Origin of the sequence: Arhodomonas sp. AD133, assembly GCF_051195215.1 — a bacterium.
Classification (GTDB): domain Bacteria; phylum Pseudomonadota; class Gammaproteobacteria; order Nitrococcales; family Nitrococcaceae; genus Arhodomonas.
This window is the reverse complement of sequence record NZ_JBNAZM010000032.1, coordinates 1-12,881: the sequence shown is the minus strand read 5'-3', so window position 1 is coordinate 12,881 and position 12,881 is coordinate 1. Positions and strand designations below refer to the sequence as shown.

Genomic DNA, 12,881 nt, shown 5'->3' with positions numbered 1-12,881 from the left:
CCGGGACTCAGGTCGAACGAAACGTGGTGAGTACCCATGGAGCTTGCGGAGATCGGCCGCATTCACAGCTGTTTCGACGAAAAGTTCGGAACGCCGCGCCAGCCCGGGCTGGCGCCGGCTACCGCGGCCGCGCTCGTACTGGCGCCGCCGTTCGATGTCCCGGAGATGTTGCGCGGTCTCGAGGGGTGCAGCCACGTGTGGCTGTTGTTCGGCTTTCACCTCAATGTCGCCAAGGGCTGGTCGCCGACTGTCCGTCCGCCACGGCTGGGTGGCAATCGGCGCCTGGGCGTGTTCGCCACGCGGTCGCCGTTCCGGCCCAATCCCGTCGGGCTATCCGCTGTGACCCTGGAGGGGATCCTGGACGATGGCACGCGGCGCGGCCTGCTGCTCGGCAATCATGACCTGGTGGACGGCACGCCAGTCTACGACGTCAAGCCGTACGTGCCTTATTCCGATGCCTTGCCGGCGGCCAGGCCGCCCTCCGGGTTCGACCAGGCCCCGGGGCGCGCACCGGTGTGCTTCAGCGATGCGGCCGAACGGGCTTTGCGCCAGGCACCGGCGGAGTTGCGCCGGTTGATCGTCGACGTCCTCTCCCTCGACCCGCGGCCGGCGTACCGGCGAGACGAGGAAGGCCGCATGCACGGCGTGACGCTTGCCGGACACAATGTACGCTGGTATGCGCGCTCCGGAAGCTTCGTGGTCGAGGAAGTCTGGCCGGGCTAGTGCCCGTGCGTCCCCAGCATTACGTGTGATCGGATTAGTATCCACAGGTTTTCGTGCGGTGCCGACGGTGGCGGCACTCGGTGGTGTGCCCAACCTGCCGGGCCGGATTCGCCAAGACCGTTTCGGTAACCCTCGACGCCTCTGCCGCCGCTCGCCGCCCCGTGGACCATCAGTCGCGACCGCCCCTCATAGCGCCGGTCTCAGGCGCACCGGGCCCCGATCCTGGCCCGCGAAGCCAAGCCCGTGCCGTCAATCACCCGCCGGTGTGATCACCTCCGTTCGCGGTCAGTGTCGCCAATGTCGGTTGCCGATTGTTTTACAATTGTACTCAGGGTTTACTTTTCTCGTAGACGAATGGCAACAATTCTGAATACAAGTCTGTTGACAATAACTCGGGGGTCAGAAAGGATGTTGCTACGTGTGCCGAGAAGCCGGAATGGCACCGGCGGGTATACACCGGTGAGAGACAATTACAAGCAACGCATATCGGGCGCGGCTCACCGTGGGTTCGAGATCTTGCCGAGGAGAGAGAGTCCATGACCCAAACCGATAGCCAGACAGCTCCCGCGAACGCGCCGGACGAGCGCAAAGACGTCAATTACATGCCGCCGCTGCGGCGGGCGGTTCCCCTGAGCATCCAGCATGTGCTCGCGATGTTCGTGGGTAACGTCACCGTTCCGGTGATTATCGCCGGCGCTGCCGATCTGCCGCCGGCGGAGACCACGGCCTTGATCCAGGCGGCGATGTTCATTGCCGGCATCGCGACGCTTATTCAGTCTCTCGGCGTTGGCCCCATCGGTGCGCGCCTGCCCATTGTCATGGGCACGAGCTTCGGGTTCGTGCCGGTCATGATCCCCATCGCGAGCAATCTCGGCATCCCTGCGGTGTTCGGCGCAGCACTTGCCGGTGGTATCGCGATGGCGCTGGTGGGCTTGTGTCTGCGATGGGTACGGTTCCTGTTCCCACCGGTGGTCACCGGGTGCTTCGTGATCATGATCGGTGTTCTGCTGCTCCCCGTGGGATTCGCTTACGTTGGCGGTGGCTTCGGTGCGCCGGATTTCGGTGCCGCCTACCACCTCGGCCTCGCCGCCCTGGTGTTCGCCATCACCATCGGCCTGCATCAGTACGCGCGTGGCTTCTGGTCGGAGATCGGGCCGCTGGCCGGACTGGTGGTCGGCTTCGTGGTCGCCGCGGCGACCGGGGTCGTGGATTTCTCCGATGTGGCCGGCGCCGGCTGGTTCGCTGTGCCCATGCCGCTGGAGGTGGGCATCGAGTTCCACTTGAGCGCGATCATCCCCGTGGTGCTGCTGTCCCTGGTCACCGTCTCCGAGTCCATCGGCGATATCGTGGGGACTACCGTGGGCGGCGCCGACCGCGAGCCCACCCACCGGGAGCTCACCGGCGGCGTGATGGCCGACGGCCTGAGTACCGTGCTGGCGTCGGTGTTCAACGCGTTTCCGCAGATCAGCTTTTCCCAGAACGTCGGCATGGTGGCCCTCACCGGGGTGGTGAGCCGTTTCGTGGTCGCCCTCGGCGGTGGCTTCCTGATTCTCGCCGGGCTCTTTCCCAAGCTGGGGGCGCTTGTCGGCGCGATTCCCAACGCCGTTCTGGGCGGTGCCGTGCTCATCATGTTCGGCATGATCGCCAGTGCCGGTATCAAGATGCTGAGCCACATCGGCTTTACCAAGCGCAATATGGTGATTATCGGCATGACGCTCGCCGTGGCGCTGGGCCTGCCGGAGCACCCTGACATCTACGCGGGGCTGCCGGAGAATGTGCAGTCCATGCTGGAGTCGGGGCTCATCCCCGGTGCTCTGACGGCCATCATCCTGAATCTTGTCCTTCCGAGCGCTGAGCCCGGCGACCACGAAGAGAGCGCGACCGAGGCGGCCATCGAGGAAAGCGTGCAGCCGGACTGACCCGGCGCGATTCGGTGCGCGTGTATACAAGGCCGGCCCCGCATGGCGGGAGCCGGCCTTTAGTTTGGGTATCGGCCGGTTTGTGCACAGGCGGGGCGTGTGCGACTGCCGGTCGGCCAGATGGGCTTCGAGCCAGAGCTTGTTGTCAAGAGGTGTTCTTACTAATCCGATCATGGGTAATGCCACATGTCAGCGAGGCTGTCGGGCGTTCTCGCAAGGCGCGAGGCGCGTGGTGTAGCAAGCGCTACATGAGCGACGAGCAACGCCGCGAGAGCGCCCGACAGCCTCGCCCGAAGGGAGCGCTTGTGCGATTCGGCTGCGGCGTTGCGCTCACTCGACGTGAGCGTTGCCACGCCTTCGCTCGCGCGCCTGGCAGCCGAATCGCACAAGCGCTCTGACACGTGGCATTACCCATGATCGGATTAGTAACTTATTGTTTTTCTGATTGCTTGATGTTGATGGTCAATATTTCGCCAATCTGACAATGAGTGTGCGCTGATAGGGGCTTGCGAGGCGTATCTACGAATTACCCACATCGTTATCCACAGTTTCTGTGAACAATGTGCCGACCCCACGATGACCTCGACGGCCGGCGAACGATGGGTGGACGGGCAGGTGGCACACGTGTGGCTATACTGCCCAGCGCGGGTGCAGGGTGAGGCCGCGGCCTCGCGTCGGCATGTGTCGGTGCGGATGCCGCGGTGGCTGCGGGTGTGCCGGTCGAATTGAGGAGGACGCAGCATGGCGGAAACATCGACGCCGATGAGCGAATACGTCGAGTTCTGGAACGATACCCTCGCGGAGAAGTTCGAACGATTCCGCCATATCCTCATGCGTGGGTTGAGTTATCACAGCGAGGTGCCGTTGGGGAAACTCACGGTCGCACCGGGCTCGCGCATCGTCGACGTCGGTTGCGGCTGGGGCGACACCAGCATCCGGTTGGCGGAGATGACCGGGCCGGAAGGCTTCGTGTTGGGGCTCGACTGCGTCGACAGCTTCCTCGAGAAAGGGCGGACGGATGTCGCCGACGCAGGCCTGACCAATGTCGAGTTCGTCGCCGCCGACGTCGAGCGTTATCCCTTCGAGCCGGAGTTCGATCTGTGCTTCTCGCGGTTCGGGATGATGTTCTTCGAGAATCCCGTCGCCGCGATGCGGAACATCCGCAAGGCGTTGCGTCCGGGCGGGGAGCTCATGTTCATCGTCTGGCGGGATATCGAGGACAACCCCTGGCTGGGACTGCCCAAGCAGGTCGTGCTGGACTTTCTGCCGCCGCCGGGGGAGGACGCCCGCACTTGCGGACCCGGGCCGTTCTCCATGGCCAATCCGGAGGTGGTGGGCAAGCAACTGGAGATCGCGGGATTCGAGGACATCGCGTTCGAACGCATCGATGGCCCGGTGACCGTCGGCGATTCGGTGGAGGAGGCGATGCGCTTCCAGCTCGCGCTCGGGCCGGCCGGGGAGGTCTTCCGCGAAGCCGGTGACGAGGCGGAGCGACGCCGCGAAGAGATCGAGCAGGCATTGCGGGATGTGCTCGCACCCTATGAGCAGGACGGCCGCATTGTGATGGACTCGAGCTCCTGGACCGTGACCGCGCGGCGGCCGGAGACGACCTGAACCGGGCTGGACACGTGCCGGCGGCGGATACCGCCGCCGGGCGTTCGCGACGACCGTCAGAATGCAGGGACGACGGCGCCTTCATACTCCTCGTCGATGAACTCGCGTACCGCCTCGCTGGTCAGCGCGTCGGCGAGCTTCTGCATGGCTTCGCTGTCGCGGTTGTCCGGCCGCGCCACCAGATAATTGACGTAGGGCGACTCCGAGCCCTCGATGGCGAGCGCGTCCTCCTGGGGATTCAGGCTTGCTTCGAGCGCGTAGTTGGTGTTGATCAGCGCGAGATCCACCTGGCCGAGTACGCGCGGCAGCATGGCTGCTTCCAGCGCGCGGAATTCCAGGCCCTTGGGATTGTCGGCGATGTCATCCGGCGTCGCCAGGATGTTGTCCGCGTCCTTCAGCGTGATCACCCCCGCCTCGTGGAGCAGCAGTAGCGCACGCCCGCCGTTGGTGGGGTCATTGGGGATCGCGACGCTCCCGCCCTCGGGCAGCGCATCCAGGCTGTCCACGCTCTCGGAGTAGGCGCCGAAGGGCTCGATGTGCACGCCCACCACCGGCACGAGCTCGGTGCCGCGCCCGTCGTTGAACTCCTCCAGATAGGGCTTGTGCTGGAAGAAGTTGGCGTCCAGGCGCTCCTGGTCCACTTGCAGGTTGGGTTGGACGTAGTCGGTGAAGACTTTCACGTCCAACTCCACGCCCTGCTCGGCGAGCCTGGGGGCGATGAACTCCAGGATCTCGGCGTGGGGCACGGGGGTCGCCGCGACGCTGAGCGTTTCCTCGGCGTGGGCGGAAGTGGCGATCGCGCCGGCGGCGGCGATCGTGGCGACGATATGTTTGAGCCGCATAGTGAGTCTCCTTGGCTTTGTGATTGTGTCGAAGCCGGCTCAGCGCCGGCTGAAATACAGCACCAGGCGGTCGCCGAGCATCTGCAGCAGCTGCACGAACACGACCAGCAGCACCACGGTGACGACCATGACGTCTGTCTGGAAGCGCTGGTAGCCGTAGCGGATCGCGAGATCACCGAGGCCGCCGCCGCCCACGACGCCGGCCATCGCCGCATAGGAGACGAGCGTAATGGCGGTAACGGTGACCCCGGCAATGATGCCCGGTAGGGCTTCCGGCAGTAGTGCACCCAGCACGATCTGCCGGGTGGAGGCGCCCATGGCCTGGGTGGCCTCGATGATGCCGCGGTCGACTTCCCGCAACGAGGTTTCGACCAGCCGGGCGAAGAACGGCGTTCCGGCCGCGACCAGCGGCGGGATGACACCGAGAACCCCGAGCGATGTGCCGACGAGGATCACGGTGATCGGGATCATCACGATCAACAGGATGATGAAGGGGATGGAGCGCAGGACGTTCACGACGAACGACGTCACGCCGTAGAGCGCCGGTTGCTCCAGGAGCTGGTGCCGGCCGGTGAGAAACAGCAGTACCCCCAGCGGCAGGCCGAAGAGCACGATGAAGGCGAGCGAGCCGCCGACCATGAGCAGGGTATCCCAGCTCGCCAGTGCGATGTCGCCCCAGTTCACGTTCTCGAAAAGACTCATCGGCGCAGCACCTCCACGTCCACGTCGGGGGCGTTCAGCTCCCTGACCGCTGCGTCCACGTCGCCGCCGACCAGCGACAGGGTGAGCTGGCCGTAGGGCGTGTCCTTGATGTGGTCGATGCGGCCGTTGAGGATGCTGTAATCCACGCCGGTCCGCTGTGCGACGGTGCCGAGCAGAGGCCGGTAGGTCGCCTCGCCGCGGAAGGTCAGGCGCAGGATGCGTCCCGGGACCTTGGCGAAGTCCTCGTTCTGCTCCTCCTCGTCGAGATGTTCGGTCTCCAGCACGAAGCGCTGGGTGGTCGGATGCTTCGGGTGGAGGAAGACATCCGCGGCGTTGCCCTGCTCGACCACGACACCGCCGTCGAGTACGGCGACACGGTCGCAGATCGTGCGAATGGCACCCATCTCGTGGGTGATCAGCACCACGGTGAGGCCGAGCTCGCGATTGATATCACCGAGCAGCCGCAGTACCGACTGCGTGGTCTGTGGATCGAGCGCGCTCGTGGCTTCATCGCACAGCAGTATCCGTGGCTCGCAGGCCAGCGCCCGGGCGATGCCCACGCGCTGCTTCTGGCCGCCGGAGAGCTGTGCCGGGTACTTGCGCGCCTGGTCGCTCAGGCCGACACGGGCGAGGAGGTCGTCGACACGGCGCTGGATCTGGGAGCGGCTGTACGTTCCCGCAAGCCGCATGGGAAACGCGACGTTGTCGGCGACGCTCTTCGACGAGAGCAGGTTGAAGTGCTGGAAGATCATACCGATGCGCCGGCGCAGGGCCATCAGGTCGGCGCCGCGGTAGTCGGTGACGTCCTCGCCATCGACGCGGATGCGACCACCGCTCGGGCGCTCCAGCAGGTTGATCAGCCGCAGCAGCGTGGATTTGCCGGCACCGGAGTGCCCGATTACGCCATAGACTTCGCCAGCCTCGACGGTGAGGTCGATGCGTTGAAGGGCCGGCACGTCGCGGCCTTCTACGTGATACGCCTTGTGGACGTTCTCGAATTCGATCACTTGCCATCCTTCTGGGTGCGGGTGGGGTCGAATGGCCGGACGCGGGATTATACCGATAGCGGAACGATTTCGCAGACGAATGCCTGACAGCGGTCACACCGGGGCCGTCGGAGCGCTTGTGCCGGGCGGTCACAGCAAATGTGCACGCCGCGATTCGGGCCTATGCTGCGCTGCACGATAGCATGTCATCAAACTCGCAGCAGATATCCAGGGAGTCCCAATCATGGCTGTTTTCTCGTTCCTGATCGCCGCTGTCGTCACCGTCGTGGCCGCCTTCGGCATGCTGCGCGACCCCCACGGAGATCGCGCCCGCCTCGCCGAGGCACGCCGGGCACTGCGTCGTGCCGGTCGCCGCTATGACGAAGGCTCGGAAGCGGAGGCGCATGCGCTGCGCGTGCTGCTCGAGGGCGGAACGGTGGATCAGATCTGATCCACCGTCGGTCAGAAAATGATCGATTTCTGAAACACGTCCCGAGTCATGCGTTTAGTGGCCATATATACGGGTTATCCACAGATCTGCCCCCAATGACCGTGGAAAACTCCACACGGTCCAGGGCTGTGGCACGCCGCGCCAACACGGCGCCGGCTCTTCGGGTCAGGCCTGCCAGTCGCCTGGGTCGTGTTACTCGTCGTTCATCCGGAATCACCAAACTCACTCCTTGCAGCCTGACTGGTACCGCCGGCGACAACCCCGGAGTTCTGGAGTTCTTGGGCTTTCCCGCCCCCATCCACAGTGAATGACAGGCCCGCGACAGTCGCTGCGACGTGGCCACCAACGTCCTTCCCGAGCGCTTTGACGGCGTCGACCTCCGTCACCCGTTGGGCCGTACTGGCTACCACCTATCCGACACCGCCTGTTCGCTCTGGTAGGCCGTGCGATGTAGCGCCCAGTGGCGTTGCCACCGCGACCGTTGCCTGAGTCTTCGAGTCTTGGCCGCCGCACGGGCAGGTGAACGTTTGATCAACTATTGAGCAACCTCGGAATCCCGCTTCAGGTCATCCAGTTAGGGCGCCTGTATACGGTTTATCCACAGCTCTGCCCCCAGGCATCGTGGAAAACTTGCAGCCCGTCCCTTGTCATGCGCGGCAAATTGAATCATATACAGGGTGTCTTGTTTCATTCTCTTCGCACCGGCTCTGTGTCTTCCGGGGCGATATGCCCCCTGTGGATCAGGGCATCTTGGGGTCCACAGGGTGCTATCAAGGCCGTGTGGACGAGCCGGAGAACCGCAATCGGAGTAAGGCTATGTTCACGAACCTGCGTCGGACATTCGGTGTCGCGCTGGCTACGCTGTTTCTATTGGGCCTCGCGGGTTGCAATACCATGGAAGGCGTGGGAAAGGACGTGGAAAGCGCCGGAGAAGCCATTGAAGAAAAGGCCCAGGGAGACGACGAGTAGGAGTAGCTGCCGCAGACGCGACGATGAGCGCGTCTGTTTCGAGCCTACGGCCATCGCTTGTCCGGAGGGCAGGTGATGGCCTCTCGTCGGGACCGACCCGGAGCGTTTCGACCCTTGACAGAAGCGATGTCAAGGCCTTTGGGGAGAGACTTGTTCACAAGCGCCTGCCTCCGGCCATGTGGCTAAGTTGCTGACGCTGCGTGTCCGCGAAAACATGGAGGAAAACATCGTAACTCCTTGTTTTGTCGTTTTTTATCGATCCTTGTGCAAAGTTTCGCCAATTTGACGCCAAGCCACTGCTGGCAGGGACTTGGGGATAGTCTCTACGAGATTTACACAGAGTTATCCACAGCTTCTGTGAAAAACCCATGACACCCGCATGCGGCTGCGGTGTACCGGGTTGTCAACATGAACGTGACGCAGGTCGCTCACCGGATTCCCCCAGCCGAATTTCCCTGTCGGCCATGTCGGAGACATCCTCGTCTTGATGCGTGACCAATAGCACTGTCTTGCCGCGGTCCCGGGCTGTCTTGTGGGTCCATGCCAGAGTCTGGCGCCGCGTTTCCGGGTCCAGCTCGGCGAAGGGTTCGTCCAGCAGCACCAGAGGACGCTCGCGCAACAGCGTACGTACGAGGGCCAGGCGCTGGCGCTGGCCGCCGGAGAGCATCGGCGGCAACTTGTGGAGCTGGTCCGCGATGTCGAGCGCGCGAGCGGCATCGCGCAGATCACGGTCCGGGCGCGGACGGGTGAAGCCGAGTTGCAGGTTGCGCCAGGCGGTGAGGTGCTCGAAGAGATTGTGGTCCTGGAAGAGCTGGCTCACCGGGCGGCGTTCGGGAGGGTGCTGGAGCAGTGACTGACCCTGCCACCGGATGTCGCCGTGCACGGGCTGGATGAACCCGGCGACGGTGTCGAGCAGTGTGGTCTTGCCGATGCCGCTGCGCCCGCGCAGGGCGACGACCTCACCGGGGGCGACGGAGAGCGTGTAGCGAAGCACATAGCCGTCGCGTTCGACCGCGACGTCGTCGATTTCAAGCACGCGAGCTCCCTCGTTCCAGCAACGCTACGGCGAGCGCGCACAGCGCCAGCAGCAGCAGCGAGGCAAGCGCAGCGCTGTCCAGCCGGTAGGTACTTGCGTAGCGGTAGATGAGCCAGGGCAGCGTGGTCCACTCCGGCTGGCCGAAGATGGCGAACACGGCTACATCCCCCATGGCCAGGACCAGCACCAGTGCGAATGTGGCCCGTACCACCGGGCGAATGTACGGCCACTGCACCCGGCAGGCGGTGATTCGGTCGAGATCGAGCGAACGTACAAGGTGGCGGTACTCCCGGTCGTACTGCAGCAGTCGTGGACGCAACCGTTGAACGGCGTAGGGCAGGACGACGAGGGCGTTGAGGCCGGCGAGCAAGGGCAGCCCCCAGAGGTCCATGGACACGCGGCGGATCAGCAACACGTAGACACCGACGGAGAGCACCATCGCCGGGGCGATCAGGGTATGGCTCGCCAGCCAGTCGAGCAGTGTCCGCGCGCGTGGCGATGCTGCACCGCGTACCGGTAACACGACGAGATAGGCGAGCGCCATGCCGGCGGTTGCCGCGGCAAGGCCGAGGCCCAGGGTGTAGCCGGTCGGGATCAGCAGACTGCTCCAGTCCGTTCTCATCAGGGTGTCCGGGCGGATGCGTAGCGCGATCGCGAGCGGTGGTGCCAGCAGCACGGTACACGTTCCCGCGTAGACGAGTGCGTGCAGGGTACGCATGGCCCGCTTCGGTTGCGGTCGCGGGGTATCCCCCCCGGCGCGGCTCAGCAGCCGCAACTCACCCAGCCGGGTCAGGGCGAGAAACGCGCTGCCGGCGATGACGAGCTGGATCCAGGCCAGGGTCAGTGCTTCGGGCACATTGAAGTCGTATTTCAACGCCTGATAGAGCGCGACCTCCAACGTCGTCGCCCGGGGGCCACCGCCGAGCGCGAGCACGACCGAGAAGCTGTTGAAGCAGAGCACGGCGATGAAGCCGGTGAGTGGCAGCAACGCCGGGCGCAGCGCAGGCCATTCGACGACGCGCAGGCGCTGCCAGGGCCCGAGACCGAGCTGTCGAGCCAGCCGCCAGGCCCGCGGTGGCGTGCCTTCCAGCTGTTGATGGAGTATGCGTGTCGCGAACGGCAGGTTGAGATAGACGTGAGCGATGACGATGCCGTTCAGTCCGTAGAGGTTCCAGTGCTCACCGAGCCAGGGCGACAGCCATCCCGAATGACCGAGTAACGCCACCAACCCGGTTACCAGGACCAGCGACGGCATCACGAAGCACAGTAGGCACAGCGCGAGGAATGCGCCACGTGCCGGTAGAGCGGGGTGATAGTAAAGCGCCCGCGCCACCGGCCAGGCGAGCGCTACCGATACCGCCGCGCTGATGCCCGCCTGCTTCAGCGAGAACGCGAGCACCGCGAGCAGATACGGGTCGGTGAGCAGCGACCATTCCGGCCCCTGGCCGGCGAAGCCCGCCAGTCCCGCGAAGGCGGCGATGGTTACCCCCGTTACGGCGGCGAGCGCGGCGTAACCTGCCGTCGCGCCACGGTGTCGGGGGCGGTTCAACGTGCGGCGGCCCGACGCCATTCGCGCAACCAGGCGCGGCGTCGGTCGGCGACGGTCTGCGGATCCACGTCGAGACGTTCCGGTTCGATGAGCGTATCGAACGCCGGTGGCAGGTCGACGCCGTCGATCACCGGCAGCATCCAGTTGGTCACCGGGATGATGCGCTGGGCTTCGGGGGAAACGAGAAAACGCAGGAAATCCCGCCCCAGTGCGGTGTTCCGCGTGTAGGCGCTGAGTGCGGCGACCTCGATTTGCGCTACGTGTCCCTCGGTGAAGCGCGCGGCGCGGTAGCGATCTTCGTCTTCGGTGACCCGGTGGTAAGCGGGTGAGGTGTGATAGCTCAGCACGTAGTCCGCATCGCCTTCGAGAAACAGACTGTACGCCTCCCACCAGCCGCTGGTCACGGTGACGGTGTGCCCGGCGAGACGTGCCCAGGCATCCGCGGCGTCGTCACCGTACACCCGCTTCATCCACAGCAGCAGGCCCTGACCCGGTGTGCTGGTGCGTGGATCCTGGTAGATCACGCGGGCCTGCGAGTCGACCAGTGCCTCGAGGGAGGTCACAGGCTCGGCGACGCGTTCGCTGTCGTAGACGAACGCGAAATAACCGTAGTCGAAGGGCACAAAGGTGTCGTCCGACCAGGCGAGGGTATCGTCCAGCCCCGAGAGGTCGATGCCGTGCTCGGCGACGAGTCCCGCCTCGCGGGTGACGGTCATCAGCGCGTTGTCCAGCCCGAGGACAACATCGGCGTCCGTGGTCTCGCCTTCCATGCGCAGGCGATTGAGGATGCTCACGCCGTCGGCGGCCGTTTCGAACGCGAGGTCGCAATCGCAGCGTTGCTCGAAGGCGTCCTCGAGCTTGGGTCCGGGCCCCCACTCGGAGACGAACGAATCATAGGTGTAGACGGTGAGATCGGCCGCGGCGGCCGAGGTGGCGAGCAGGGCGGTAGTCGCGAAGGCGAGCGCTCGGCGCATGTCGCATCTCCTCACGGCGCGGGCGCCGCGCCGGAGGTGCCATGCTGCCTCCCGCGGCCTCATTCCCTACGCCGGTATGATCCGGGTCAGGTTCAACGGGTAAACTCTCAGCCGCGGTGTCGCAGCACCCCGATGGGCCAACGCTTGATGATATCGGAGCATATTGGGTGTGACTACCGACATGGCACGGGCAACGCGGGAAGCCACGGAAGTGCTGGCGGGCGCCGTGAGCCGGTGGTTGCCGTTGGATCATGGCGGAACGAGCAACCGGTTGCTGCTGGGCGAGGACCGTGCCGGCACGCCGCGCTGGGTGCTGCGGGTCAATGCCCCGCCGGAACGTGCCTTCGGCGTGAATCGGTTGCGGGAGGCGGCGGTTCTGGACGGGATCGCGGAGGCGCCATGGGCGCCGCGCGTCATCGACAATCGGCCCATGACCGGTTGGTGCCTGTTCGCCTGGCACGGCGAGCCGGCGGAGCTGTCACGAACGCTGATGAACGCCCTGATGGACGCGGTCGCGTCGTGGCAGCGCCTGTCCGATCCCCCCGCGTTCGATTACAATGCGCTCTTTAGTGCCTATGCTGCCCGACTCGATGACGCGATGCAGCCGCTGCTGGCACGTCTGCACGACGAGCTCGCCGCGTTGCCCGCCGTGCCGCGTTGTCTCTGCCACCACGACCTCCATGCGGGCAACTTGTGTGTCGGCGATGACGGCGCGCTCACTGTGCTCGATTGGGAGTATGCGGGGGGCGGCATTCCCTGGTTCGACGCGATAGCCCTGCACGACGAATTCGGCGTGAATGCGTCGGCCATCCGGGGGTTGCCGGCGTTCGAGGCCCTGGACGCCGGCCGCGTGGACGAGGGACTCGGGCGCGCGCGGTGGTGTGCCAGGGCGTTGGAGTGCCTGTGGTGGGGTGTGCGCGAGGCGGGGGCCGACCGTCGCTTGCAGGTCCGGGCCAGACGGCTGCTCGCCGGTGTCCCCGGCGAGCAGCGTGTCGGACGCCGGCAGCGGTGACCGTGGTGCCAGGCCCTTATAGTGCAGGTTACTAATCTTCTCAGAAGTATTGTCATACGTCAGAGCACCACAGCGGCCCGGGGGCAAGACGCGTTCGCGCCGGC

At 65.2% G+C, this 12,881-nt stretch carries 12 protein-coding genes and 1 riboswitch; of the genes, 6 read left to right on the top strand and 6 right to left on the bottom strand.

All coding sequences use genetic code 11. The features are described from left to right. The first annotated feature begins 36 nt into the window (after positions 1–36). The 3 genes from tsaA (at position 37) to ACPEES_RS15910 (ending at position 4,256) form a co-directional block, all read left to right on the top strand. Positions 37–723, top strand: coding sequence for a tRNA (N6-threonylcarbamoyladenosine(37)-N6)-methyltransferase TrmO (gene tsaA, locus ACPEES_RS15920; protein ID WP_435104534.1), 687 nt, complete (start codon positions 37–39; stop codon positions 721–723). 536 nt (positions 724–1,259) lie between these two features. Further along, positions 1,260–2,642, top strand: a complete 1,383-nt coding sequence (locus ACPEES_RS15915) for a uracil-xanthine permease family protein (protein WP_435104533.1) — start codon at positions 1,260–1,262, stop codon at positions 2,640–2,642. A 741-nt stretch (positions 2,643–3,383) separates the two neighbouring features. Continuing rightward, the gene (locus tag ACPEES_RS15910; RefSeq protein ID WP_435104532.1) at positions 3,384–4,256 is read left to right on the top strand and encodes a class I SAM-dependent methyltransferase; all 873 of its coding nucleotides are present in this window, start codon (positions 3,384–3,386) and stop codon (positions 4,254–4,256) included. A 56-nt stretch (positions 4,257–4,312) separates the two neighbouring features. On the opposite strand, the gene ACPEES_RS15905 is transcribed toward ACPEES_RS15910, so the two are convergent. Genes ACPEES_RS15905 through ACPEES_RS15895 form a run of 3 tightly spaced genes read right to left on the bottom strand, consistent with a single transcriptional unit; the run spans position 4,313 to position 6,807 of the window. Then, entirely contained in the window at positions 4,313–5,098 is a 786-nt protein-coding gene (locus tag ACPEES_RS15905; RefSeq protein ID WP_435104531.1) for a MetQ/NlpA family ABC transporter substrate-binding protein, read from the bottom strand. Positions 5,099–5,137: 39 nt separating this feature from the next. Beyond that, positions 5,138–5,800: a methionine ABC transporter permease gene (locus ACPEES_RS15900; protein WP_435104530.1), complete on the bottom strand. Its 663-nt coding sequence runs from the start codon at positions 5,798–5,800 to the stop codon at positions 5,138–5,140. Further along, positions 5,797–6,807 (bottom strand): methionine ABC transporter ATP-binding protein, encoded by a 1,011-nt coding sequence (locus tag ACPEES_RS15895; protein WP_435104529.1) that lies wholly within the window; start codon positions 6,805–6,807, stop codon positions 5,797–5,799. Before ACPEES_RS15895 ends, ACPEES_RS15900 begins: the two co-directional genes overlap by 4 nt. A 223-nt stretch (positions 6,808–7,030) precedes the next feature. Between ACPEES_RS15895 and ACPEES_RS15890 the strand changes: the two genes are divergently transcribed. Both ACPEES_RS15890 and ACPEES_RS15885 read left to right on the top strand, forming a co-directional pair. After that, on the top strand, positions 7,031–7,237 hold the full coding sequence (locus ACPEES_RS15890) for a hypothetical protein (RefSeq protein ID WP_435104528.1): 207 nt from the start codon (positions 7,031–7,033) through the stop codon (positions 7,235–7,237). A gap of 816 nt (positions 7,238–8,053) precedes the next feature. Further along, positions 8,054–8,206, top strand: coding sequence for an entericidin A/B family lipoprotein (locus tag ACPEES_RS15885; RefSeq protein ID WP_435104527.1), 153 nt, complete (start codon positions 8,054–8,056; stop codon positions 8,204–8,206). A gap of 403 nt (positions 8,207–8,609) precedes the next feature. Here the strand turns inward: ACPEES_RS15885 and ACPEES_RS15880 are convergent, their stop codons facing one another. Genes ACPEES_RS15880 through thiB form a run of 3 tightly spaced genes read right to left on the bottom strand, consistent with a single transcriptional unit; the run spans position 8,610 to position 11,765 of the window. After that, positions 8,610–9,242, bottom strand: coding sequence for an ATP-binding cassette domain-containing protein (locus tag ACPEES_RS15880; protein WP_435104526.1), 633 nt, complete (start codon positions 9,240–9,242; stop codon positions 8,610–8,612). Beyond that, positions 9,235–10,812: an ABC transporter permease subunit gene (locus ACPEES_RS15875; protein WP_435104525.1), complete on the bottom strand. Its 1,578-nt coding sequence runs from the start codon at positions 10,810–10,812 to the stop codon at positions 9,235–9,237. The genes ACPEES_RS15880 and ACPEES_RS15875 overlap by 8 nt, the downstream gene beginning before the upstream one ends. Further along, the gene (thiB, locus tag ACPEES_RS15870) at positions 10,788–11,765 is read right to left on the bottom strand and encodes a thiamine ABC transporter substrate binding subunit (protein ID WP_435104524.1); all 978 of its coding nucleotides are present in this window, start codon (positions 11,763–11,765) and stop codon (positions 10,788–10,790) included. Before thiB ends, ACPEES_RS15875 begins: the two co-directional genes overlap by 25 nt. A gap of 46 nt (positions 11,766–11,811) precedes the next feature. Continuing rightward, positions 11,812–11,907, bottom strand: a riboswitch (TPP riboswitch). A gap of 27 nt (positions 11,908–11,934) precedes the next feature. Here thiB and ACPEES_RS15865 point away from each other — a divergent pair. After that, a complete protein-coding gene (locus tag ACPEES_RS15865; RefSeq protein ID WP_435104523.1) occupies positions 11,935–12,777 on the top strand; it encodes a phosphotransferase in 843 nt (280 codons plus the stop codon). Positions 12,778–12,881 lie beyond the last annotated feature (104 nt).